Consider the following 23924-nt stretch of genomic DNA (forward strand, 5'->3'; position numbering starts at 1 on the left):
CTATTTGTCTCGTTGTCTTCTATCGTACCCACCTTGGCGCGTGGCTACGAACGAACATGCCCATCACCTTGGACAATCCACTTGGTGGTTGTCAGTTCGCGCAGGCCCATCGGACCGCGCGCGTGCATCTTCTGCGTCGAGATCCCGACCTCCGCACCGAGGCCCAGCTGCCCGCCGTCCGTGAAGCGGGTGGAGGCGTTGACGATGACCGCGGCCGAATCGACCTCGGCGATGAAGCGCTCGGCGTGGGCCAGGTTGTTCGTCAGGATCGCCTCGGTGTGCCCGGTGGTGTGCCGGCGAATGTGGCCAATGGCACCGTCGAGGTCGTCGACGACGGCGACGGCCAGGTCCAGGTCCATGTACTCGGTGTCCCAGTCCGCGTCCACGGCGGGGATCGTCGGGGTGGACCCGGCCAGCGCGGCGGCCCGTTCGTCGACGTGCAGGCGCACCCCGGCCTTGGCCAGCGCGGCAAGGACCTCCCCGGCGGCACCCGCGTTGGCGTTCACCAGCAGCGTCTCCACGGTGTTGCAGACCGAGGGGCGCTGGGTCTTGGCGTTGAGCAGGATCGGCACCGCCATCGCGGCGTCGGCCGACTCGTCAAGGTAGATGTGCACGTTTCCCTCGCCGGTCTCGATGACCGGGACGCTGGCGGTGGTCACCACGCGCTGGATCAGCTCGCGGCCCCCGCGCGGGATCAGCACGTCGATCTTGCCGCGGGCACCCATCATCGCGTCGGCCCCGTCGCGCCCGTAGGCGTCGACCGAGGCGACGACGTCGGCGGGCAGGCCCACCGATTCCAGGGCGTCGCGGATCAGCACCAGCAGGGCGCGGTTCGACTCGGCGGCGGCGGTTCCGCCGCGCAGCAGCACGGCATTGCCGCTTTTGAGCGCCAGGCCGGCGATGTCAACGGTGACATTCGGGCGGGCCTCGTAGATGGCGCCGATGACGCCCATGGGCACGTGCACCTGGCGCAGGCGCAGGCCGTTGGGCAGGGTCTGCCCGCGCAGCACGGTGCCCACCGGGTCCGGCAGCCCGGCCAGTTCGCGCAGCGCCGCGATGAGCCCGTCGACGCGCTTGTCGTCAAGCCTGAGGCGGTCCAGCATGGCATCGGAGGTGCCGTTGGCGCGGCCGGCCTCGAGGTCCTTCGCGTTTGCGGCGATGATGCGTGCGCGCTTCGCGTCCAGCGATGCCGCGATCGCCTCCAGCGCGCGGTCCTTCCAGTTCCGGTCGGCGCGGGCCAGCACGCGCGATGCGGTGCGGGCGCGGTCGGCCATGGCGGCCACCGCGGCGACGGCATCCAGCGGGCCGCCGGACACTGCGGCCTCGGCTGTAGCGTCGCTGGTGTTCAGGGGTGCATTGGCAATCTGGCTCATGCATATCAGTCTACGCACGAAGCGGCCGGGCCCGCCCTTTGTGTCAAGGGCGGGCCCGGCCGCTTGGTGCACCGCGAAGCGGTGCCAGGGGTCGGGGTGCTAGACGACGACCAGGTCGTCCACGTGCACCACGGCACGCTCGTACTGGGTGCCGAGGTCCTGGGCCAGCTCGTGCGTGGAGCGCCCGAGCATCTGCGGCAGTTCCTCCGAGGAGTAGTTCACCAGGCCGCGGGCGATGACCGTACCTTGGGCATCGGAGATCTCCACGGCGTCGCCGGCCTCGAAGGAGCCGTGCAGGCCGGTGATGCCCGCGGGAAGCAGCGAGGCCACCCCGGAGGCCACGGCCCTGACGGCTCCCGCGTCAAGCAACAGCCGGCCCTGCGTGGCGGCCAGGTGGGCCAGCCAGAGCATGCGTGTCGAACGGCGTCCGCCGCGGGCCGAGAACCAGGTTCCCACGTCCTGCCCCGCCAGCGCCGCTGCGGCGTTGGCGGTGGAGGTGACAAGGGCCGGGATGCCGGATTCCGCGCTCATGGTGGCGGCCTCGACCTTGGTGGCCATGCCGCCGGTGCCCAGGCCCGCGCCACCGGTGGAGCCGATGCTCACTGCCTCCAGGTCGGCGTTGCTGTCCACGCGGGCGATCCGCACCCCGCCGTCGTTCGGAGGGGCGTCGTAGACCGCGTCGACGTCCGAGAGCAGCAGCAGGGCGTCGGCCTTGACAAGGTGCGCCACGAGGGCCGCCAGCCGGTCGTTGTCGCCGAAGCGGATCTCGTGCGTCGCCACGGTGTCGTTCTCGTTCACGATCGGCACCACTCCCAGGGCCAGCAGCCGGTTCAACGCGCGGAACGCGTTGGCATACTGCTGGCGGCGGATCAGGTCATCGGCCGTGAGCAACACCTGCCCCACCGTGACCCCGTGGGCGGCGAACGCCTGGGTGTACTTGGCCATCAACAGTCCCTGCCCCACGGAGGCTGCGGCCTGCTGCGTGGCAAGGTCGCGCGGCCGGCGCCCCAGGTTCAGGGGCGCCAGGCCGGCGGCGATGGCGCCGGAGGACACGAGGATCAGTTGCGTCCCGGCCGTGCTGACCGCCGAGAGCCGGTCCACGAGGTTGGAGAGTGCTTCCTCGGAGATCCCGCCGTTGAGCGTGGTCAGCGACGAAGAACCGACCTTGACCACGATGCGCGAGGCGCGCGGCAGGTCCTGGCGTTCGTCAATGCCCGAAGGGTGGTTGGTGGCGCGCACGGTGGTTTCCTACTCCCCCTTTTTGGGTTCTTGGTGCTTGTAGTTCACCGACTCGGTCCAGATGCCGGCCTTGCGCTCGGCCTCGAGCTCGGCACGGGCGGCCGCCTTGGCATCCTTGCGGTCCGAGTGGATGGCCTTCTTCTCGCCGCGGGACGGGCGGGCGCCGTATTCCTCAAGTCGCACGTCCTGGCCACGGCGCGAGCCGAGGAGTTCGGCACCGGCGGCCATTGTCGGCTCCCAGTCGAAGACGACGGCGTCGGCCTCGGAGCCGATGACCACGGCGTCGCCCGGGCGGGCACCCTTCTTGAACAGTTCGGTTTCAACCCCGAGCTTGGCCAGGCGGTCGGCCAGGTAGCCGACGGCCTCGTCGTTGCGGAAGTCGGTCTGCTTGATCCAGCGCTCGGGCTTCTCGCCGATAACGCGGTAGAGCGGTTCGAGGTTGCGCTCTTCCTTGCGGATAACGAAGCCGGCGCCGCTGTTCCTGACGCCGCGCGGGCGAACCACCTCGACCGGAACGGCCAGCGGGGCGGCCTCGAGCTTGGCGCGCGCCTCCGAAACCAGTTCGGCCATGGCGAAGGACAGGTCGCGCAGGCCCTCGCGGCTCATCGCGGAAACCTCGAAGACGCGGTAGCCACGCTTTTCCAGTTCCGGGCGCACGAACTCGGCCATGTCGCGGCCGTCGGGCATGTCGACCTTGTTCAGGGCGATCAGTCGCGGGCGCTCGTTCAGCGGGATGATCTGGCCGTCGGCGCCGGCGAAGGAGGAGTCGGTCTCGTAGGCATCGAGTTCGGCCTGGATGATGTCCAGGTCGGTGACCGGATCGCGGTCGGCTTCCAGCGTGCCGCAGTCCAACACGTGCACCAGTGCGGCGCAGCGCTCGACGTGGCGCAGGAACTCGTGGCCCAGGCCCTTGCCCTGCGAGGCCCCGGGGATCAGGCCCGGCACGTCGGCAACGGTGTAGCGGACGTCGCCGGCTTCCACCACACCGAGGTTCGGGACCAGGGTGGTGAACGGGTAGTCGGCGATCTTCGGGCGGGCGGCGGACAGCGCAGCGATCAGCGAGGACTTACCGGCCGAGGGGTAGCCGACCAGGGCGACGTCGGCAACGGACTTCAGCTCGAGGATGATTTCGGCTTCGTCACCGGGAATGCCCAGCAGCGCGAAGCCGGGCGCCTTGCGCTTCTGGCTGGAGAGCCCGGCATTGCCCAGCCCACCCAGGCCGCCGGCCGCGGCAATGTATTCGGTGCCTTCGCCGATGAGGTCGGCGAGGATGTCGCCGGCTCGGTTCTTGACCACGGTGCCCTCGGGCACCGGAAGGATGAGGGATTCGCCGTTCTTGCCCGGGCGCAGGTCGCCCTTGCCGCCCTCGCCGTTGCCGGCGTGGCGGTGCGGCGAGTGGTGGTAGGACAGCAGCGTGGTGGTCTGCGAGTCGACGCGAAGGATCACGTCGCCGCCGTTGCCGCCGCTTGCCCCGTCGGGGCCGCCGAGGGGCTTGAACTTTTCGCGCTTGATGGAGACACAGCCGTGCCCACCGGTACCACCGGAGACATGGAGGACCACTCGGTCGATGAAGGCTGCCACGGTTGAAAGCTCCTAGCAAAAAGGGGTGGATTGTCTCGTTCGGTCTTTATTGTAGCGATCGAACGGACAGTGGTTTTTCGAACAAATGCACAAGGAGGGTGAGCCGTGCGGCCCACCCTCCCATGTGTAATGAATGCGGTTATGCGCTAATTAGTCAGCGATAACGATGTTCACGACGCGACGGCCGCGACGGGTGCCGAATTCGACGGCCCCGGCCTGCAGTGCGAACAAGGTGTCGTCCTTGCCACGTCCAACGCCGGCGCCCGGGTGGAAGTGGGTGCCACGCTGGCGAACGATGATTTCGCCGGCCGAAACGACCTGACCACCGAAGCGCTTGACGCCGAGGTACTGGGCGTTGGAATCGCGACCGTTGCGAGTGGAGCTCGCGCCCTTCTTATGTGCCATTGAATATGCCTACCTTCAGGTAATGAGAATTCTTGGAATCAACCGCAATTAAGCGATCGAGGTGACCTTGACCTTGGTCAGCGAAGCGCGGAAACCCTGGCGCTTCTTGTAACCGGTCTTGTTCTTGTACTTCTGGATGACAATCTTCTGGCCACGAAGGTTCTCAACGACCTCAGCGGTCACCTTAACCTTGGCCAGGTCGTCGGCTGCCGAAGTTACCTTCTCGCCGTCTACCAGCAGCAATGCCGGGAGTTCGATGGAGGCGCCTGGGGCAGCCTTCAGGCGGTCAAGGGTAACGAGGTCTCCAACAGAAACCTTTTCCTGGCGGCCGCCAGCGCGGACAATTGCGTACACCACGTGGGTACTCACTTCTACTCGACGTTCAATATGTCTTGCTGCGCATCACTACCTCAAATACTTACGAGGATTGCGCTGTGCTGGCACGCCGAGCGGAAGAATCCGATAGCTGGCGTTCGCACCGAGGATCCAGACTACGCTAGAAAGCGCTGTCGGGGCAAATACAACTTACCCCAACAAGTCGTCAAGACCCAATTATTTCAACTCGTTGACCGGCACCCCGACACCCAGCATGATCGGCGCATTCGCGTCGTTCAGGGGCTGCGGGGCCTTCTGGATGCCTGCCAGCGAAGCAACATGGGCGGAACCCGGTGTTGCAAGCGTGTCCGATGCCACAGAAACTGCGGCGTCGGACCCGCCCTGCGGGCTCGTGGCGCGGCGGCTGCGCTTGGCGCGCGCCACCGGCTCGATGCCCGAAGTCTTGGTGGTTGCCACTGCGGCCTTCGTCTCCGAAGGTGCCGCGGCGGAAGCCTGGCCTGCCACGCCCGAGATCACGGGTGCAGACGGCTCGGCAGCCTCTTCCTGGGCCTGCGCCGGGGCCGGGGCCTTGGAGCGGGCCTTGCGGCGGCTGCGGCTGCGCGGGGCACGGGTGCCCTGCGCCTCGTCAGTGCCGCCCGCGTCGTGGGACTGCACCTCCGGGGAGTTGTCCGGAAGCGCTGCCTCGAGGTTCTCCAGGGTCAGTTCCGGGGCCGAAGCCTCGGAACCGGCGCGGCGGCGTCGTGCGTTGGGCACGAGGACCTGCTCCCCGCCCACGGTCAGCGTGGCGCCTGCGGCCTGGGCCGCGGCATCCTCGTGCTCGTGCGCGGCATGGGCGGCTGCGGCGATGTTCGCGAAGGCGGTGCGTGCAGCTGTCGCCTTGGCCTCGTCGGCCACGGGTTCCGCGGCGTGCGTCTCGCCGGCGGCCTCGACGGCTTGCTCCGGGGCAGCCGGCTCTTCCGAGGCACGGTTGCGGCGGCGGCGCTCGGCCCGCGACGGCTTCTCCTGGGTGCGGGTGGAGGCCGCGTGCGGCTCCCCGGCGGAGTTGAAGGCGCGCCGGTGCTCGACGGGCTCGTCGTGGGTGATCACGCCGCGGCCGTTGCAGGCCTCGCAGTTCTCACCGAAGACCTCCAGCAACCCGGTGCCCATGCGCTTGCGCGTCATCTGCACCAGTCCCAGCGAGGTGACCTCGGCAACCTGGTGCTTGGTCCGGTCGCGGCCCAGGCACTCGACCAGGCGGCGGAGCACCAGGTCGCGGTTGGACTCGAGCACCATGTCGATGAAGTCGATGACGATGATGCCGCCGATGTCGCGCAGGCGCAGCTGGCGCACGACCTCCTCGGCCGCCTCCAGGTTGTTCTTGGTGACGGTTTCCTCGAGGTTTCCGCCGGAGCCGGTGAACTTGCCGGTGTTGACGTCGACAACGGTCATGGCTTCGGTGCGGTCGATGACCAGCGAGCCGCCCGAAGGCAGGAAGACCTTGCGGTCCAGCGCCTTGTGGATCTGCTCGTCGATGCGGAAGCTGCTGAAGATGTCTTCGTTGTTCTCCCACTTCTCCAGGCGCGAGATCAGGTCCGGGGCCACGTAGGTCACGTAGGCCTCGATGGTGTCCCACGCCTCGTTGCCGGAGACGATCAGCTTGGTGAAGTCCTCGTTGAACACGTCGCGGACGACCTTGATGGTCAGGTCCGGTTCGCCGTAGAGCAGTTCCGGGGCCAGCGTCTTGGTCGACGTCGAGGCGGCCTCGATGCCTTCCCACTGGGCGCGCAGGCGGTTGATGTCGTTCATCAACTCTTCCTCGGAGGCACCCTCGGCCGCGGTGCGCACGATCACGCCGGCGTTCTCCGGCAGGTGGTCCTTGAGGATCTTCTTCAGCCGGTTGCGCTCAACGTCCGGGAGCTTGCGGGAGATGCCGGTCATCGAGCCACCCGGCACGTAGACCAGGTAGCGGCCCGGCAGCGAGATCTGGCTGGTCAGGCGGGCACCCTTGTGTCCCACCGGGTCCTTGGTGACCTGCACGAGCACGGTGTCACCGGACTTCAGCGCGTGCTCGATGCGGCGCGGCTGGCCGTCAAGGCCCGCGACGTCCCAGTTGACCTCGCCGGCGTAGAGCACGGCGTTGCGTCCGCGTCCGATGTCGACGAAGGCCGCTTCCATGGACGGAAGCACGTTTTGCACCTTGCCGATGTAGACATTGCCGATCAGCGAGTCCTGCTGGGTCTTCGAGACGAAGTGCTCGGCCAGGATGCCGTCCTCCAGGACGCCGATCTGGATGCGGTCCTCGCGCTGGCGCACGATCATCTGGCGGTCGACGGATTCGCGGCGTGCGAGGAACTCGGCCTCGGTGATCACCTGGCGGCGGCGGCCGGACTCACGGGAATCGCGGCGGCGCTGGCGCTTGGCCTCGAGGCGGGTCGAGCCCTTGACGGACATGACCTTGTTGGACATGACCGAATCCAGGGAGGTGCGCGGTGCGCGCACACGGGTCACCGTGTTCGGCGGGTCGTCCTGCTCGCCGCCGGCCAGCTCCAGGTCGGCATCGCCGCGGCGGCGGCGACGGCGACGGCGGGAAACCACTGCATCGCCGTCCGCATCGTCCTCGTCGGACTCGGCGTCCTCGGAGGCCTCGCCCTCGGTGCGGGCACGGGAACGCGAACGGCGGTTGCGGCGGCTGGCGGCGGCATCCTCGTCCTCGTCGTCCTCGGCGGCTGGGGCCACCGCGGAAAGGTCGGGGGCCTGGAACAGCACGGAGAGCGCCATCTCCGGGATCGCGAACGGATCGGTGATGCCGGCGGATTCGGTGCTGGCCATGGCCTCGGCGGCGACGGCCTCGACGATGCTCTCGGCGGCGGGGGCCGGTGCGGCTTCCTCGGCGGTTTCGGCCGGGGCTGCGGACTTGGTCGAGCGGGAGGAACGGGTCGGGCGCTTGCGGGACTGCTTGGCGGGCGCCTCGGCAGCAACCTCGGCGGTTTCCCCGGCCGGCGTCTCAACGGCCGGCGCCTCAACGACGGGGGTTTCGGCGGCAGGGGTTTCTACGACCGATTCTTCGGCAGCCGGTGCTTCGACGGTTTCGACGACCGCGACCTCGGCCGCTGCCGCTTCCTTCGCCGGGGTGCCTGCGGAGTCGCCGGCGGGCGCCGAGGCGCGGCGGGAACGCGAGCGTGCCGGGCGCTTGGCAGGGGCCTTCGCCTCGGTCTTGGTCTCGCTCTTGGCTTCTGCCTGCTCCTGGACCGGCGCCGGGGTGTCGGCGACCGGCTCGGCGGCGGATGCCGCGACGGGGGCCGGTTCGGTGGTTCCGGCGGCAGCGGTGCCGGGGCTGGTCACGGCGGAGGTGGCGCGGCGCGGGCCGCGCTTGGCCGGGGCCTTCTTAGCGGGGGCCTCGGCGGCGGGGGCGGCTGCCGGTGCCTCGATGACGGCCTCGACCGGCGCCTCGTTCTTGGCGGCGGGGCGGCGGCGTGCCGGGGCCGTGCGTGCGGGGGCGGTGCGCGCCGGGGCTGCGGCACGGGTCTTGCGGGTGGGTGCCGCAGCGGCGTCGTTGAGCTCGGCGAGCGTCATCGCACGGCGCACGGGACGCGCCGGGACGTTCGGTTCGCTGGAGGCGTTGCGTGGGCGGCTGGTTCGGCCCCGCCCCTGGGGTGCCTGACCTGCGGCTTTTGAATCTTCGCGTTTTGTAGCCATGTTAAAAGAGTGCTCCTCATGGATCGGCAGCTCCCACAGATAGCTCGCCGAGCCTTGGTAGGTTCGCAGTAACCGGGCCGGTGTGGCCGCGTGTCCTAGCGGAAGTCGTGTGCTCGTCCTGCAGGGTGCGCCAACCATGGTGGGGCGCGGCATCCGGCAGAACCAACGGCGCTTTTCCAAACAAGCCGCTTTCTGTTGCGGCGGCCGTATCGCGGTATTCGCTGAAGACCTTCATATAGGCGGTCTCTTCGCAGCAGATGCATCGCAATCGGGCTTGAAAGCCTGTCGTTGGGTTGAAAGCAGACTGTGGATCCGCGAACAACCACAGCAATTGTCTCACACCAAGGAAGTTCGGCCGACCCACCCGCACGTTTCGGCGCGTCCCGGCATGTCGCCCGGTGCCCGCCCCGCACCTGCCGCCTGCCCTGTGACCTGCGGCAGGGCGTGGTCCGTGGCGCGCCGGGAGACCCGCGGCCGGGTCGCGGGACACTAGACTTCAAGCAGCGGCACCGCATTGCCGGCGCCGTGCGAACCACTGCAGGGAAACCAAGGGAGTTATTGATGAGCACGTCCCGAGCCGACGCGGACTCGACAGGCATCGACGAGGCGGGGCTGCCGGCGCTGCGGCGGGCCAAACCGTTCGGCCTCTTCCTGGTGATCACCGGCGCCGTCGCCTGGATCGCCTCCGGCATCCTGGTCCTTGAGCGCGTGGCCCTCTACAAGAACCCGGACTACGTGACAAGCTGCGACATCAACCCGTGGGTCTCCTGCGGCACCGTCATGAAGTCCGCCCAGGCCGCGCTGTTGGGCTTCCCGAACCCGTTCCTGGGCATCGTGGGCTTCGGCATCGTCATCACCATCGGCATGGCACTGCTGGCCGGGGCCCGCTTCGCCCGCTGGTACTGGGTGGGGCTGCAGGTGGGCGTGACGCTGGCGATGGTCTTCATCACCTGGCTCTGGTCCCAGGCCCTGTACGAGATCAACGCCCTGTGCCTGTACTGCATGGTGGTGTGGACGATGATGATCCCGATGTTCATGTTCACCACGGCCCGCAACGTGGCGCACGGGGTCATCCCCGCGCCGTCCGGGGTCAGGCGGTTCTTCGCCGAATGGACCTGGGTGATGACCATCGTGCTGCTGGTGCTTCTGGCCGCCAGCGTCGTCCTTCGCTTCCCGCAGGCGTTCTTCGGTGGCTGAGCCGCGGGCGCGCCGGAGGCGGATCGCCGCGGCGCTGCTGGTGCTGCCGGTCATCGCGTTGGGCCTGGCGGCGCGCTTCCTGGCCGCAGGACCCGTGGCGGACCTCTCCGGCGGGGTGTTCTACGCGGTGCTGGTCTACGTCCTGCTGGTGTTCCTGCGCCCGGGGGCGGCGCCCTGGCGGACCGCGGCCATCACCCTGGCGTTCTGCACGGCGATCGAGCTGCTGCAGCTCACTCCCCTCCCTGCGGCACTTTCCGCCGCCTTCCCGCCGGCCCGGCTGGTGCTCGGTTCCACCTTCGTCCCGCTGGACCTCGCGGCGTACGCGCTCGGGGCGGTGCTGGCGCTGGGCATCGACTCGCTGGTTGCCTCGGTACGCGCCGGCAGGCAGTGATCCCGCCCCGCCGTTGATATCCGTCCGGATGCACCACGGGCCCGGCACCACTCCCCTACGGGGGAAGGTGCCGGGCCCGTGGCGTATCGCGTGCCGGGGCGCCTTAGGCGAACCAGATGCCGATCTCGCGGGCTGCGGATTCGACCGAGTCCGAACCGTGGACAAGGTTCTGCTGGACCTTCAAGCCCCAGTCGCGGCCCAGGTCGCCGCGGATGGTGCCCGGGGCGGCGGTGGTCGGGTCGGTGGTGCCGGCCAGCGAACGGAAGCCGGTGATCACGTTGTGGCCCTCGGCGATGACCGCCACGACCGGGCCGGAGAGCATGAACTCCACGAGCGGCTCGTAGAACGGCTTGCCCACGTGCTCTTCGTAGTGCGCCTCGAGCAGTTCGCGGGTTGCTGCAACCTGCTTGAGTTCGGCGATCACGTAGCCCTTGGCTTCGATGCGGGCCAGGACCTGGCCGGTCAGGCCGCGCTTGACGCCGTCCGGCTTGATGAGGATGAGGGTGCGTTCAATGGTCATGAAGCTGCTCCTGTCACGGGTAAGTGGTTCAAAACGGTGTTTGGTACTGATTCTACGGTTGCGCGCCGGCTACGGGGCGCCGGGTTCCGGGTTCGCGGCGTCCCACGCGGCCTGTTCCCTGGCGCGCCGCGCGGACTCCACGTCCATCGAACGGCCCTTGGTCAGCGCGTACCACCAGGTCGCCGCGAAGGCCAGGCCGATCACGAACATCTCCGTCATCAGGAAGCCGGTCAGCACGAAAAGCACCTGCAGGCCCCAGCCGATCGCGTATCCCAGCGGTTTTTTCAGCAGGGCGCAGGTGAAGATGCACACCAGCGCCAGCACCACGCCGGCGCCCAGCGCGAGCACCGGCGAAACGGTGTCGCGGTTCAGCCCGGAGTAGGCAAGGGCGACGAAGACCGCCAGGAACGCCTCGAGCGTGAGCACCGTTGAGGCGAACATCACACGGGTGGAGCGGGGCTTCTTCGGCTGCCCGGGGCGCCATTCGCGCTGCGCCTTGGTCATGCGCGCCATCGCCTACTTGCCCCCCATCAGCATCCGGGTCTCCCCGATCAGCGTGATGGACCCGGTGACGAGCACGCCGCCGCCGAAGTCCTCGGAGTCTTCCGCGCGCCCGACGGCCCATTCCAGCGCGTCGTCGAGGCGCTCGGTGACGAAGAGGTCCTCCTCGTCGAACCCGGCCTCCAGTGCCATGGCCGCCAGTTCCCCGGCGGGGATGGCGCGCGGGGAGTTGGACTGGGTGATGCAGATGTCCTCGACCAGGTCGATGTACTGCTCGCGCAGCTCGGCGAGCATCGCCGGGGCGTCCTTCTCCGCGAGGATCCCAATGACAAGCACCAGCTTGGAGAACCCGAAGGCCTCCTTCACGGCGCGGGCCGAGGCGCGGATGCCGTCCGGGTTGTGCCCGGCGTCAAGCAGCACGCTCGGGGCCGTGCGGATGACCTCGAGGCGGCCCGGGCTGGTGGCGGCGCCGAAACCCTCCAGGACCAGGTCGTGGTTCAGCTGCGTTTCGCCTCCCCCGATGAACGCCTCAACGGCGGCGAGGGCCACCGCGGCGTTCTGCGCCTGGTGCTCGCCGTGCAGCGGCAGCAGGATCCCCGGGTAGCTCCCGGCCAGGCCGCGCAGGTCGAGCTGCTGGCCGCCGACGGCGACGATGCGGTTCTCGACGCCGAACTCGATGCCCTCGAAACGGTACGGGACCCCCAGCTCGCGGGCCCGCTCCAGCAGCACCTGGGCGGCGTCGGCAGGCTGGGCCGCGGAGACCAGGAAGCCGCCGGGCTTGATGATGCCGGCCTTCTCGGTGGCGATCAGCTCGGTGGTGTCGCCCAGCAGGTCGGTGTGGTCGAGCGAGATCGGGGTGACCACCGAGACCTGGCCGTCGCCCACGTTGGTGGCGTCGGTGATGCCGCCCAGTCCCACCTCGATGATCGCCACGTCCACCGGGGTGTCGGCGAAGATCGCGAAGCCGAGCACCGTGACGGCCTCGAAGTAGGTCATCCTGTTCTCGCTCTGGGCCGCCAGCTCGTCGTCGACGATCTGCAGGTAGGGGGCGATCTCGTGCCAGATGCGCACGAACGTCTCCTCGTCCACGGGTTCGCCGTCGATCGCGATGCGTTCGGTCACGGAGACCAGGTGCGGGGAGGAGTAGCGGCCGGTGCGCAGGTCGTGGGCGCGCAGCAGCGACTCGATCATGCGGGCCGTGCTGGTCTTGCCGTTGGTGCCCGTCACGTGGATGATCGGGTACGCCCGCTGGGGCGAGCCGAGGATCTCCATGGCGCGGTGCATGGGTTCCATGCGCGGCTCGATCTTGTTCTCCGGCGCGCGCGCCAGCAGTTCGGCGTAGACGCCCTCTACGGAGTACTTGTCGTGGGTGCTCACGTGGTTGGTCCCATTTCCTTCTCGGCGGCCTCTGCGGCGGCCACTGTTTCGACACGGACGACCGGTGCGGCGCCGTCCTCGGCGGTGTGCAGCACCAGGCCGGTGCTCAGGGTCTCGCCCTTGACGAGCTCGGCGTTGGCGTGCAGCGCCGCCACGGTCGCGGCGTCGGCGGTGATCTCGGTGCGGATGCGGTCCCCGACCAGCAGGTCGGCGTCCTTGCGGGCGGACTGGATGGCGCGGACCATGTCGCGCGCGATGCCCTCCGCGGCGAGCTCGGCGGTGACCTCGGTGTCGAGCACCAGGAACCCGCCGCCGGGCAGCACCGCGGCGGCGATCGACTCGTCGCCCTCGGTGGCAGCGACGACCGTCTCCAGCGTGTACTCGTGCGGTTCCAGGTCCAGGCCGCCGGCGGTGACGGTTCCGGCGTCGGACACCGACCAGTCCCCGGACTTGGCGCCCTTGATGGCCACCTGCACGTTCTTGCCCAGGCGCGGGCCGGCCGCGCGGGCGTTGACCACCAGCTGCTGGCTGATGCCGTACTCGGCGGCATTGGCCTCGGCGGCGTCGATCAGCGTGACGCCGCGCAGGTTCAGCTCGTCGGCGATGATGGTGGCGAAGGTGCCGGTGAGCGCCGCGGCGTTCGGTGCGGCAACCGTCATGCCGGCCAGCGGCAGGCGCACGCGCAGGTTCGCGGCCTTGCGCAGCGAGGAGCCGACGGAGGCGATCCGGCGGGTGGCCTCCATCGCTTCGACAAGCTCGTCGTTGCGGCCGAAGGCCTCGGCGTCGGGCCATTCGGCCAGGTGCACCGAGCGGCCGCCGGTGAGCCCGCGCCAGATCTCCTCGCTGGCCAGCGGCAGCAGCGAGGCGCTCACGCGGGTCAGCGTCTCCAGGCAGGTGTAGAGCGTGTCGAACGCGTTGGTGTCCTCGTCGAAGAAGCGCTGGCGGCTCCGGCGCACATACCAGTTGGTCAGCGTGTCCATGTACTGGCGGATCGACTCGGCGGCCTCGGAGATGTCGTAGGCGTCGAGCTTCGCTGTGACCTCGCGGACCAGGTCGCCGGTGGCGGCGAGCATGTACGCATCCAGCGGGTCCGTCGAGGAGTACGAGAGCTTCGCCTGGTAGCCGGCGCCGTGGTTCGCGGCGTTGGTGTACAGGCAGAAGAAGTGCCAGACGTTCCACATGGGCAGCAGCACCTGGCGCACGCCGTCGCGGATGCCGCCCTCGGTGACCACCAGGTTGCCGCCGCGCAGGATCGGGGAGGCCATCAGGAACCAGCGCATGGCGTCGGAGCCGTCGCGGTCGAGGACCTCGTTGACGTCCGGGTAGTTGCGCAGCGACTTGGACATCTTCTGCCCGTCCGAGCCCAGCACGATGCCGTGGCTTATCACGTTCTTGTACGCGGGGCGGTCGAAGAGCGCGGTGGAGAGGATGTGCATGGTGTAGAACCAGCCGCGGGTCTGTCCGATGTACTCGACGATGAAGTCCGCCGGGTGGTGGGTGTCGAACCAGTCCTTGTTCTCGAACGGGTAGTGCGCTTGGGCGTAGGGCATCGAGCCGGAGTCGAACCAGACATCCAGCACGTCCTCGACGCGGCGCATGGTGCCGTCCGCGGCGCAGCCCTCGTGTGTCTTGACCAGGTCGTCGATGAACGGGCGGTGCAGGTCCGGGGCGCCCTCGTGGTTGCGCGGCAGGCGCCCGAAGGCCGCCTGGATCTCATCGAGCGAGCCGAAGACCTCGCGGTGCGTGCACTCCTCGCCGTCGCATTCCCACACCGGGATCGGGGAACCCCAGTAGCGGTTGCGGGAGATCGACCAGTCGCGGGCGTTTTCCAGCCACTTGCCGAACTGGCCGTCCTTCACGTTCTCCGGGATCCAGTTGATCTGCTGGTTCAGCTCCAGCATGCGGTCCTTGATCTTGGTGACCTCGACGTACCAGGAGGAGATCGCACGGTAGATCAGCGGGGTGCGGCAGCGCCAGCAGTGCGGGTAGGAGTGCTCGAACGAGGCCTGCTTGATCAGGCGCGCGTCGTTCTTCAGCAGGTTGGTGATGGCCTTGTTGGCCTCGAACACCTGGACGCCGACGATTTCCGCCAGCTCCCCGCCCTTGAAGAGCGGCAGGAACCTGGCGCCCTCGTCGACGGAGAGGATCACCGGGATGCCGGCGGCCTCGCAGACCTTCTGGTCCTCCTCGCCGTAGGCCGGGGCCTGGTGGACGATGCCGGTGCCGTCGGTGGTTGTCACGTAGTCGGCGAGCAGGATCTGCCACGCATTGGCGGTGTTGTACGTCTCGACGTCGGTGAAGGTGTCCCAGAGCGGCGCGTACCTGATGCCGGCGAGTTCCTTGCCGGCGTAGCGGGCGGTGATGGCTGCCTGCGCCGCAGCGGCGTCCGCGTAGCCCAGGTCCTTGGCGTAGGCGCCGACCAGGTCCTCGGCGAGGATGAAGTCGCCGGTGGCGTTCGATGCCTTCACGCCGTTTTCGCCGGCGGGCAGCACCGCGTAGAGAACGTCGGGGCCGACGGCCAGGGCCATGTTGGTGGGCAGCGTCCACGGCGTGGTGGTCCAGGCCAGCGCCTGCACGCCCGCCAGCTCCTTGGAGATTTCCGACTCGCCGGCCAGCAGCGGGAAGGAGACGGTGACTGTCTGGTCCTGGCGGTCCTTGTAGACGTCGTCGTCCATGCGCAGCTCGTGGTTGGACAGCGGAGTCTCGTCCTTCCAGCAGTACGGCAGCACGCGGAAGCCCTGGTAGGTCAGGCCCTTCTCGTGCAGCTGCTTGAAGGCCCAGATGACCGATTCCATGTACTCGACGTTCAGCGTCTTGTAGTCGTTCTCGAAGTCGACCCAGCGTGCCTGGCGGGTGACGTAGCTCTGCCACTCGTCGGCGTACTTCATCACGGAGGTGCGGCAGGCGTCGTTGAACTTGTCGATGCCCATGGCCTCGATCTGCACCTTGTCGTTCATGCCCAGCTGCTTCATGGCCTCGAGCTCGGCCGGCAACCCGTGGGTGTCCCAGCCGAAGCGGCGCTCCACGCGGGAACCGCGCTGGGTCTGGTAGCGGGCGACAAGGTCCTTGACGTAGCCGGTGAGCAGGTGGCCGTAGTGCGGCAGGCCGTTGGCGAAGGGAGGGCCGTCGTAGAAGACGAACTCGTTGGCGCCGTCGATGCCGGCGTCGCGGGCGTCGATGGAGGCCTGGAAGGTTCCGTCGTTCTTCCAGTAGGAAAGGACGCGCTCCTCGATCTCCGGGAAACGGGGAGAGGCTGGCGTCGCGCCATGCGGGTCGGTCGAGGCCTTGGGGTAGCTGGTCATCTGCGGCAGTCCTGGGATCGGTGGCGCACGTTCGCGCCGGGCTTCTCCAACACAGGGACGAGTCCCAGTGATTGGTCACTGCGCCTCGCGGTACCACCCCGCTTGCCCTCCCCGCCCGGTCTCCCGGGGCCGGGTCCGGCCGCTCATTGACTGCTGTGACGGGCTTACCCGCCCGGTTCTACTGGGGTCCCCCGCGCGTTGCGGGTTAGCCGTTCTTCCGGGGACTCACCGGTGATGGCCGGGTCGACGTCGTGTTGCACCAAGTCTAGCGCGCAGGGGTGCCGAAACTTCAACCCGCGGGCGGTCCAACCCGGGCGCGCCCCGACCGGGGGTGCGCACCGGGCCCGTCGGCGCATCGGGCCGGCTCCCGGGAACACCCGCTATCCTTGTCCGATGCCCCCGAGCTCCGCATCCCCCGCCATCTCCCGCCCCCGCCGCCGGACCCTGGCCGCCGGAACCGGCTGGGTCCTGCTTGTCCCGGTGCTGTTGCTGCTGGGGCTCCGGCTGGCCGGCCAGCCGGTGGGCACCCCGTGGGTGCAGTTGCTCTCACTGACCCCGCTTTTCATCGTCCCGGCACTCGGGGCCCTGCTGCTCTTCGCGCTCGCGCGCCGTTGGGTCCCCGCCGCGCTGGCCGGCGGCGCCGCGATCGCCCTGGCGGTGCTGCTCGTGGCCCCGTTTGCGCCCCGGCCCGCCGAAGCCCCTGCGGGACAGAGCATTCCAGGCAGTGAGTGTTCGGCCACGGGGCTGCGCATGATGAGCCTCAACGCCAGGCTTGGCCGGGCCGATGCGGCAGCCATCGTCGAAACGGTCCGCCGCGAAAAGGTGCAGCTGCTGGCCCTCCAGGAGTTCACACCCGCGCTCGGTGAGGCGCTGGAGGCGGCCGGGCTGGGCGAGCTGCTTCCGCACACGGTCCAGGTGCCCGAGGGCGGCGCCGCCGGGGCCGCGACCTTCTCCCGGTTCCCGCTCACGGTCCGCGACGTGCCCGGGGTGGCTGCCATGGCGTTCGGGAACCCCACCACGGCGTTCACCGTTCCCGGGCCGGACGGCGGGGAACGGCGCATGGAGATCACCAATGTGCACACCTTTCCCCCGCTGCCCGATGCCGTCGACTCCTGGCGCCACGACGTCGGCGCACTGGCCTCGGTGAATGCCGCGGGCGGCACCCGCATCCTGGCCGGGGACTTCAACGCGACCTACGACCACCGCGAGTTCCGCGACCTGCTGCGCTCCAATGCCGACGCCCCGCTGGCCGACGCCTCCACGGGCGGTTTGGCACGCCTGCAGCCGACCTGGCCGCGCGACCGGGCGTATTCCCCCGGCATCGTGATCGACCACGTGCTTACCTCCTCCGACGTGTCCACCTGCGGATACGCCACCTTGCGGATCCCCGGCAGCGACCACGCGGCGGTGCTGGTGACGCTGAACGTCGGCTGACCCGGGCACGCGCAGCTCCCCCCAAACCCGACAGCACTTATCCACATTCCCCACGCCGTGTCCCCCACCGGGGCGCGCCATCGCCCATGCTTGCTGTCATGACCAACCAGCAGGACCTCGCGGAACAGATCGCCGCCGCCATCGATGCCGCCGTCTTTACGCACGCGAACCGGGATGCCGCCGAAGACGGGTTGCGGCTGCTCGCCGTCCTGAAGCCGGCCTTCCGGGTCATCCTCGACAGGGCCGCGGCGGCCGTCGGCCCATCGCAGGTCCGCGCCGCGGCCTTCGTCTCCCTCACCGAGGACCTCTACAGGATCGCCGGCTACGGCCAGGTCCTCGCCGCCGCCCGCGCCACCGACGCCGACCTGCACACCATCACCGAGGCCCCGCTGGCCGAACTCAACGCCCTGCTCGCCGACCCCGCGGACTTCCTCTCCGGGGCACGGGAGCTGCCCGCCGATGAAACCAACCGCCCCGGCCGCAAACCGCTGTACCGCGACGAAGCAGAGTTCCTCAAGAACCAGCAGCACCTCACGCACTTCCAGGCCCTGCACCGCGTGGAAACGGCGGCCAACCTGCTGCCGCACGCCGGCTTCAATGGCCGGGAGGTCCCGCCGAAGTTCCCCCTGCTCGGCAAGGTGTTCAGCGACGCCACCGCCGATCCGCGGACCGTGGCCGGGCTCGCGAAGAAACTCGAGGCCATGGGTCCGGAGATCGGCAAGCAGGCCGACCCGGATGAGGTCGCGCGGCGCTTCGAGGCCGAGCTTGCGGACGCGGTGGCCACCCGGAATTCACAGGGCACTGCCATGCTGCTCAAGGACCAGGCCCGCCGGCTCGATGCGGGCATCGTGGAGCGCCGCGAGGAATCGGAGTCGATGTTCATCGGCGCGTACTACCTCGGGCACAGCCACAAAGGGTACGAATACAGGCTCATCACCAACGCCGAGGGGCACGAGCTGCTGGCCACCGCTGCCGACATCCTCAACAACCCCACGACCAAGGCCGGGACCACGCCCGCGCCGGAATCCGACACGCCGCCGCTTCCCATCCCGGAGTGGGCGGTCGACCCGGCCCTTCCGCCGGACATGCGGCCGGTGGAAGGATTCGGCGACACGACCGGGGTCCGGAACGGGTCTGCCGGGCTCGAGCCGGGCGTCGAGGTGCTGCCCGGGGAGACGCTCGACCAGGCGTACGCCAGGCAGCGCGCCCAGCGCCTGCACCAGTTTGTCCTCGACTCGATCCGCATCGTCACCACGAGCGGCGGAAGATCCGGGGACACAACCAGGGACAACTGCGGGGAACTCGGCGGGCAGATGCCGATGCTGCCGCACTTCTCCCTCACGGTGACCATCGACTTCAAGAGCCTGACCGGGGAACTGGAAAACGCGGGGGTGACCGACCACGGGCAGGAGATCTCGGCCTCGAATTGCCGGCGCATCGCCTGCAATGCGGGAATCATCCCCATCGTGCTCAACGGCAAGGGCGTCCCGCTGGAACTCGGACGGACCCGGAGGTACTTCAACCGCGCCCAGCGCCGCGCGATCGCAGTGAGGGACAAGGGATGCTGCAATCCGGGATGCTCGATGCCGTTGAACCGGACCGAGGCGCACCACCTTGACGAGTGGAGCGCGGGAGGCAGGACCGATGTCTCGCGCGGATGCCTGTTGTGCGTTCGGTGCCACGTGGCCCACCACGCCGGGCACTTTCGCATCGTGATGCTCAAGGGGCTGCCCCATGTCATCCAGCCGAAATCTGTGGACCCGTTGCAGATACCCCGGCGCAACTGGATTTTCCATCCCGCTGCGGAACCCCAGGCCGCTTGAACTGGGCTGGTGCCGGGCGCGTGCCGGGATCCGCCAGGAAGCAGCGCAAAGCCCGCGACGGGCACACCTAAAACAGCAACCCGTAAGGTTACCCGACCGTTCAGGGCCGGGTAACCTTACGGGTTCGGGTGCACGGCACCGTTTCAGGGCAACCGTCACGCTCCAAGGCTTAGCTCAGCACCGTGTTTTCGATTTTCCAGGCGCTAAGCCGCGGGTACACCCAGAACGAGTAGATCCCAGCGTGATGATGCACAGCAGGAACCACTTGATCCACAGCCCGAAGATCCCCCAGCCGCTTCCCTTGAAATACATGGGCCGCCCCAGCAGGTAGGTGTTTTCGCGCGCCAGCGCTCCACCAGAACCACCGCGAACGGGTAGCAAATCCCCAAGGTCGCAACCGTGATCAGCATCCCGAGGAGCTGGGTTCCAAACCAAGTCGCGGCGCCTCCGCGGAACTGGAATACCGCGGCGCCCGGCGGCAGCGTTCCCAGCGGGATGCTCCCAGCGGCGCATCCGGCACCTCCGGGTGGCTACTCCCAGATGGGGTCGTGCGTGTCGATCTGCGCAATGACCGACTGGATCGATGCCAGCTGCGCCTCGCTGCGCCCATGGCCCGGCAGCACCTGCGCCCAGCCATCGACCGCGACGTCCCCGAAGTTGTGTCCGTGGCTCGGCGGTACGGCCTCGCTGACCAGCATGTCGGTGACCAGGTGCAGGAAGGTGACGCCCGGGATCCAGCGCATGGAGTCGCTCACGTCGGCTCCGCGGCCGCCCGATGCCGCAGGCCCGGCCAGCCACTCGGGGCGCCGGAGGATGACAGCGGGGTCCAGCCAGGTGATCGGGTCGGTGGCGTGCTGCAGGTAGCCGATCCGCGGCTGTCGCCATGATCCGCCGAGCGCGGCGAAGTCGCCGGGCTTGGACTGCCAGCGTACCTGCTCCCCCTCCCGGTACACCGGCTGCCAGACGGGGCTGCCGGGATCGCGGTTCGCCTGCAGCCCGCGCCAGGGCTGCGAGTTGGACGGCGGGCCGGTGAACAGCGCTGCATCGGTGCGGGCCAGCAGGTCGTCGAGGTCCTCGAAGCCGCCGGCCATGCCCTGCGCGCCCAGGCTCAGCCCGTAGACCGCAAGCTTGGGCCGCTTGCCTTCAGGCAGCTGCTGCCAGCGGTCGTGGACGGCGTCGAAGAGCGCACGGCTGGATTCGGCCGCGAGCTGCGGGTCGAACAGGAAGGAGACCCAGCTGGGCTGGAACGAGTACTGCATCGAGGCCGTGGCGGTCCTCCCGCCGTACAAGTACTCCAGCGACGCGATGGCCTGGGGTTCGAGCCAGCCGGAGCCCGTGGGCGTGGCCACGAGCAGCACGTCGCGCTCGAAGCCGCCGGTGCGGACCAGCTCATCGACAACCAGCGCGGCACGCGCGTGGACGTCGGTCCCCTGGGACAGCCCCGCGTAGACGCGCACGGGTTCCATGGCGGGCACGCCGGTGACATCGGCAATGTTTGCGGCGCTTGGCCCGCCGCCGGCGAAGGCGCGGCCCTGCCTGCCCAGCCCGTCCCAGTCGACCAAGGACCCTGGCCCGCCGGAGCGGGAATCAAGCAACGGCCGCACGCTCCCGGCGAGGGTCCCCGCATCGCGGTCCGCGTAGATCCCGCCGACGGCGGCGAGCCCGGCACCGGTCAGCCCGGCAACCAGGGCCAGCACAGTAATCACTCCCGTGGCCCGCGAGGCCCAGCGCGCCCGGGCTTCGGTACCGCCCCGGCGCGCCACGCGGCGGCCGACCAGCGCACGCAGCGCGCCGATACCCCGGGCGATGCCGTAGAACACTGCCATCGTCGCAAACGTGCTCAGCAGGAAGGCGGCGTGTCCGGCGCCGTCGACCGGCTCCATCTCCACCAGTTCGCGGACCCGGTTCTGCCAGGAAACCACCAGGGCCCCGTAGCCGAGAACGTAGGCCAGCAGCCCGATCCCCACCGCCGCGGGGACGATGGCCGAGCTCCGTGTCCTGTCGCCCCGGAGCTCGGCTTCGGCGGCGGCTGCGACCCGTGGGTTCGTCCGCGGGAACTTCCCGGCGAGTTTCCCTGCGAGAACCCGCCACAGGCCGCGCACCGCGAAGCCCAGCTGGAAGCCGACCATGAACCACAGGCCGGCCAGGAAGCCCTGGAAGACCGTGGGCCGCGGCACCAGCGACGGGGTCAGCGCCAGGGACGCGAGCGCCAGCCCGCAGAGCAGGTTGGCCAGGTGCGCACCCAGGTAGGCGGTGACGCGGCGAAGGGGGTTCAAGACGGTGCTGCTCCGATCCGGTGGCGGGCTGTGCGGCTGGATGGCGAAACGGCTAGGCGCCCGTGCGCAGCAGCTTGTGGTTTGCCGCCTGGGCCACCGGGCGGATGACGATCTCGTCGAGGTTAACGTGGTGCGGCAGGTTCACCGCGTAGCCGATGACCCCGGCGACGTCGTCGGCCGTCAGCGGCTTCTCCACGCCGCGGTAGACGGCCGCGGCGGCCTCCGCGTTCCCGTCCAGCCGGCGCAGCGCGAACTCCTCGGTGTGCACGAGCCCGGGCAGCACCTCGATGACGCGGAGGTTGTGCTCCACCTCCTCCAGGCGCAGCGCCTTGGTCAGCGCCCGCTGGGCGGCCTTGGCGGCGTTGTAGCCGGAGCCGCCCTCGTAGCTGGCCAGCGCCGCGGTGGAGGTCAGGTTCAGCACGGTGCCCTGGCCGTGGGCGCGCAGCATCGGCAGGAACGCGCGGGTCAGCTTCATGGTGCCCATGACGTTGACCCGGAGCATGAAGTCCCAGTCCTCGTTCTGCGCGGCGCCCAGGTAGTCGGCGCCGCGTGCGCCGCCGGCGATGTTGATGAGGGTGTCGATGCCGCCGGCTGCTGCCACAGCGGCCAGCACGGCGTCGACCTGCGCGTCGTCGGTGACGTCCGCGGGCACGGCGATGGCGCCGGTTTCCTCCGCGAGGGCCTCGAGGCGGTCGGCGCGGCGGGCCACCGCGAACACGGTCCAGCCGGCGGCACGCAGGGCGCGCACCGTGGCCTCCCCGATCCCGGTGGAGGCGCCGGTGACGACCGCCGCGTGCCCCGCTGCTGCCTGTGACTGTGGTGCATGTGAAATCTGTTGTGACATGCACCAAAGTCTAGCCAGTGCGGGACGCCGCGTCGCCACTACCCGCGCGAGGCCGCAGGTTCTCCCGCCTTTTCCCCGGAGTGGTCAACGGCGTGGTCACCGGTGTGGTCCCCAACCGGGCGGGACACGGCAACCATCTCGGCGCGTTCCACGACCTTGACGCGCTCGCGCGCCACCGGCCCGTCCGGGGTCGGTGCCGGGGCGGCTGCGGCGCCGAGCACCTGCTCGTGCGCATCCAGGGCCACCCAGCCCTCCCACGTCGTGTAGGCGACGTCCTTGGCCGCCAGCAGCTCCACAACGGCTTCGGGCGCCGGGTTGGCCGCCACCGGCAACCCGCCGAGGTCCGCGAGCAGGTGGGCGATGGTTTCCGCGGCGTCGGACTTGGTGTGCCCGATCAGGCCGACCGGGCCCCGCTTGATCCAGCCCGTCGCGTAGAGCCCGGGCACCGGGGTGCCGGCGGCGTCCAGCACCTTGCCCTCGAGGTTCGGCACGGTGCCGGTGCGCCCGTCGTACTCGATCTCCGGCAGCGCCGAGCCGAAGTAGCCGATGGCACGGTACACCGCCTGGACCGGGTAGTCGACGAGCTCGCCGGTGCCGCGCGCGTTGCCGGTGCCGTCGAGTTCCTGGCGCTCGAACCTGATGCCGTCGACCTTTCCGCCGGCGCCGGTGACCTCCACCGGGGACTGCAGGAAGTGCAGGTGCAGGCGGCGGCGCGGGCGGCCGGGCCCGGTACCCCGCCCGGCGGCCTCCGCGGCTTCCGCGGCCTCCCCGCGCTCCTCGCGTTCCTCCTGCTCGATCAGCCAGTTGGTCAGCGTGCCGACCATGGTCTTGACCTGGTTGTTGGACTTGATCAGGGCGTCGGAGGCGGCATCGAACTCGAAGTCCTCCGGGTAGAGCACGATGTCCACGTCGCGGCTGTGGCTGAGCTCGCGCAGCTCCAGCGGGGTGAACTTGACCTGGGCCGGGCCGCGGCGGCCGAAGACGTGCACATCGGTGACCGGGGACGCGGCAAGGCCGGCGTAGACGTTCTCCGGGATCTCGGTGACCAGCAGGTCCTCGGCGTGCTTGGAGAGCACGCGCGCCACATCCAGGGCGACGTTGCCGTTGCCGAGCACCGCGATTTCCTTGGCCTCGAGCGGCCAGGTGCGCGGGACGTCGGGGTGCCCGTCGTACCAGGAGACGAAATCGGCACCGCCGTAGGAGCCCTCCAGCTCGATGCCCGGGATGTTCAGGTCCGCGTCGTTGATGGCGCCGGTGGCGAAGATGACGGCGTCGTAGTGCTCGCGCAGCTCGGCGATGGTGAGGTCCGTGCCGTAGTCGACGTTGCCGAAGAAGCGGATGTCCCCGCGGTCAAGCACCTTGTGCAGCGCCTTGACGATGCCCTTGATGCGCGGGTGGTCCGGGGCCACGCCGTAGCGGATCAGGCCGTAGGGCGCCGGGTAGCGGTCGAAGAGGTCGATGGCGAGCTCGAAGTCGCGCTCGGCCTTGGTGAGGATGTCCGCGGCGTAGACGCCGGCGGGCCCGGCGCCGATGATGGCCACGCGCAGCGGGCGGGCGGCGAAGGCGGCGGGCGTGGCCGTGCGTGCCCCGGTGGTGGTCGCGGGCGGGTTCTTCTCGGTCATGCTGGTCTCCTGGGGGTGTGGCAGCGGG

General features: G+C 69.4%; 17 protein-coding genes. 4 read left to right on the top strand and 13 right to left on the bottom strand.

Annotation, left to right across the window (positions count from 1 at the left end; genetic code table 11):
* Positions 1 to 44 precede the first annotated feature (44 nt).
* The 6 genes from ACSYDW_RS00915 to ACSYDW_RS00940 all read right to left on the bottom strand — a co-directional run bounded on the left by ACSYDW_RS00915 (position 45) and on the right by ACSYDW_RS00940 (position 8609).
* A complete protein-coding gene (locus ACSYDW_RS00915; protein WP_438336822.1) occupies positions 45 to 1373 on the bottom strand; it encodes a glutamate-5-semialdehyde dehydrogenase in 1329 nt (442 codons plus the stop codon).
* Between the two features lie 99 nt (positions 1374 to 1472).
* On the bottom strand, positions 1473 to 2612 hold the full coding sequence (gene proB, locus ACSYDW_RS00920) for a glutamate 5-kinase (protein WP_438336823.1): 1140 nt from the start codon (positions 2610 to 2612) through the stop codon (positions 1473 to 1475).
* A gap of 9 nt (positions 2613 to 2621) precedes the next feature.
* Positions 2622 to 4193 (bottom strand): GTPase ObgE, encoded by a 1572-nt coding sequence (gene obgE, locus ACSYDW_RS00925; RefSeq protein WP_438336824.1) that lies wholly within the window; start codon positions 4191 to 4193, stop codon positions 2622 to 2624.
* Positions 4194 to 4343: 150 nt separating this feature from the next.
* Positions 4344 to 4598 carry a 50S ribosomal protein L27 gene (rpmA, locus tag ACSYDW_RS00930; RefSeq protein ID WP_068737764.1) on the bottom strand — a complete coding sequence of 85 codons (255 nt, stop codon included), beginning with the start codon at positions 4596 to 4598 and terminating at the stop codon, positions 4344 to 4346.
* 48 nt (positions 4599 to 4646) lie between these two features.
* Positions 4647 to 4955 (bottom strand): 50S ribosomal protein L21, encoded by a 309-nt coding sequence (gene rplU, locus ACSYDW_RS00935; protein WP_438336825.1) that lies wholly within the window; start codon positions 4953 to 4955, stop codon positions 4647 to 4649.
* Positions 4956 to 5150: 195 nt separating this feature from the next.
* Positions 5151 to 8609, bottom strand: coding sequence for an Rne/Rng family ribonuclease (locus ACSYDW_RS00940; RefSeq protein ID WP_438336826.1), 3459 nt, complete (start codon positions 8607 to 8609; stop codon positions 5151 to 5153).
* Between the two features lie 561 nt (positions 8610 to 9170).
* On the opposite strand from ACSYDW_RS00940, the gene ACSYDW_RS00945 reads away from it, so the two are divergent.
* Entirely contained in the window at positions 9171 to 9806 is a 636-nt protein-coding gene (locus ACSYDW_RS00945; protein ID WP_438336827.1) for a vitamin K epoxide reductase family protein, read from the top strand.
* The gene (locus ACSYDW_RS00950; protein WP_438336828.1) at positions 9799 to 10197 is read left to right on the top strand and encodes a ribosomal maturation YjgA family protein; all 399 of its coding nucleotides are present in this window, start codon (positions 9799 to 9801) and stop codon (positions 10195 to 10197) included. Before ACSYDW_RS00945 ends, ACSYDW_RS00950 begins: the two co-directional genes overlap by 8 nt.
* 103 nt (positions 10198 to 10300) lie before the next feature.
* On the opposite strand, the gene ndk is transcribed toward ACSYDW_RS00950, so the two are convergent.
* The 4 genes from ndk to ileS all read right to left on the bottom strand — a co-directional run bounded on the left by ndk (position 10301) and on the right by ileS (position 15897).
* Complete coding sequence (gene ndk / locus ACSYDW_RS00955) at positions 10301 to 10717, bottom strand: nucleoside-diphosphate kinase (protein ID WP_438336829.1); 417 nt, start codon at positions 10715 to 10717, stop codon at positions 10301 to 10303.
* A 69-nt stretch (positions 10718 to 10786) separates the two neighbouring features.
* On the bottom strand, positions 10787 to 11230 hold the full coding sequence (locus tag ACSYDW_RS00960) for a DUF4233 domain-containing protein (RefSeq protein ID WP_438336830.1): 444 nt from the start codon (positions 11228 to 11230) through the stop codon (positions 10787 to 10789).
* 3 nt (positions 11231 to 11233) lie between these two features.
* Entirely contained in the window at positions 11234 to 12595 is a 1362-nt protein-coding gene (locus ACSYDW_RS00965; RefSeq protein WP_438336831.1) for a bifunctional folylpolyglutamate synthase/dihydrofolate synthase, read from the bottom strand.
* Positions 12592 to 15897, bottom strand: coding sequence for an isoleucine--tRNA ligase (gene ileS / locus ACSYDW_RS00970; protein WP_438336832.1), 3306 nt, complete (start codon positions 15895 to 15897; stop codon positions 12592 to 12594). Before ileS ends, ACSYDW_RS00965 begins: the two co-directional genes overlap by 4 nt.
* A gap of 393 nt (positions 15898 to 16290) precedes the next feature.
* On the opposite strand from ileS, the gene ACSYDW_RS00975 reads away from it, so the two are divergent.
* Together ACSYDW_RS00975 and ACSYDW_RS00980 are read left to right on the top strand one after the other, a co-directional pair.
* Complete coding sequence (locus tag ACSYDW_RS00975) at positions 16291 to 17331, top strand: endonuclease/exonuclease/phosphatase family protein (protein ID WP_438336833.1); 1041 nt, start codon at positions 16291 to 16293, stop codon at positions 17329 to 17331.
* 98 nt (positions 17332 to 17429) lie between these two features.
* Entirely contained in the window at positions 17430 to 19154 is a 1725-nt protein-coding gene (locus ACSYDW_RS00980) for an HNH endonuclease (protein WP_438336834.1), read from the top strand.
* Between the two features lie 530 nt (positions 19155 to 19684).
* Here the strand turns inward: ACSYDW_RS00980 and ACSYDW_RS00985 are convergent.
* Genes ACSYDW_RS00985 through ACSYDW_RS00995 form a run of 3 tightly spaced genes read right to left on the bottom strand, consistent with a single transcriptional unit; the run spans position 19685 to position 23896 of the window.
* Complete coding sequence (locus ACSYDW_RS00985; RefSeq protein WP_438336835.1) at positions 19685 to 21430, bottom strand: alpha/beta hydrolase; 1746 nt, start codon at positions 21428 to 21430, stop codon at positions 19685 to 19687.
* 52 nt (positions 21431 to 21482) lie between these two features.
* On the bottom strand, positions 21483 to 22274 hold the full coding sequence (locus ACSYDW_RS00990) for an SDR family oxidoreductase (protein ID WP_438336836.1): 792 nt from the start codon (positions 22272 to 22274) through the stop codon (positions 21483 to 21485).
* A gap of 38 nt (positions 22275 to 22312) precedes the next feature.
* Entirely contained in the window at positions 22313 to 23896 is a 1584-nt protein-coding gene (locus tag ACSYDW_RS00995) for an FAD-dependent oxidoreductase (protein WP_438336837.1), read from the bottom strand.
* Between the last annotated feature and the right edge of the window lie 28 nt (positions 23897 to 23924).

Origin of the sequence: Paeniglutamicibacter selenitireducens, assembly GCF_051550675.1 — a bacterium.
In the GTDB taxonomy this organism is placed as follows: Bacteria; Actinomycetota; Actinomycetes; order Actinomycetales; family Micrococcaceae; genus Paeniglutamicibacter.

What these genes read in the sequence shown, in the direction of transcription:
- ACSYDW_RS00945 (WP_438336827.1), top strand. Translation starts at nt 9,171, where the DNA reads ATGAGCACGTCCCGAGCCGACGCGGACTCGACAGGCATCGACGAGGCG.
- ACSYDW_RS00915 (WP_438336822.1), bottom strand. Translation starts at nt 1,373, where the DNA reads ATGAGCCAGATTGCCAATGCACCCCTGAACACCAGCGACGCTACAGCC.
- ACSYDW_RS00980 (WP_438336834.1), top strand. Translation starts at nt 17,430, where the DNA reads ATGACCAACCAGCAGGACCTCGCGGAACAGATCGCCGCCGCCATCGAT.
- ACSYDW_RS00995 (WP_438336837.1), bottom strand. Translation starts at nt 23,896, where the DNA reads ATGACCGAGAAGAACCCGCCCGCGACCACCACCGGGGCACGCACGGCC.
- ndk (WP_438336829.1), bottom strand. Translation starts at nt 10,717, where the DNA reads ATGACCATTGAACGCACCCTCATCCTCATCAAGCCGGACGGCGTCAAG.
- ACSYDW_RS00960 (WP_438336830.1), bottom strand. Translation starts at nt 11,230, where the DNA reads ATGGCGCGCATGACCAAGGCGCAGCGCGAATGGCGCCCCGGGCAGCCG.
- ileS (WP_438336832.1), bottom strand. Translation starts at nt 15,897, where the DNA reads ATGACCAGCTACCCCAAGGCCTCGACCGACCCGCATGGCGCGACGCCA.
- ACSYDW_RS00975 (WP_438336833.1), top strand. Translation starts at nt 16,291, where the DNA reads ATGCCCCCGAGCTCCGCATCCCCCGCCATCTCCCGCCCCCGCCGCCGG.
- ACSYDW_RS00940 (WP_438336826.1), bottom strand. Translation starts at nt 8,609, where the DNA reads ATGGCTACAAAACGCGAAGATTCAAAAGCCGCAGGTCAGGCACCCCAG.
- ACSYDW_RS00990 (WP_438336836.1), bottom strand. Translation starts at nt 22,274, where the DNA reads ATGTCACAACAGATTTCACATGCACCACAGTCACAGGCAGCAGCGGGG.
- rpmA (WP_068737764.1), bottom strand. Translation starts at nt 4,598, where the DNA reads ATGGCACATAAGAAGGGCGCGAGCTCCACTCGCAACGGTCGCGATTCC.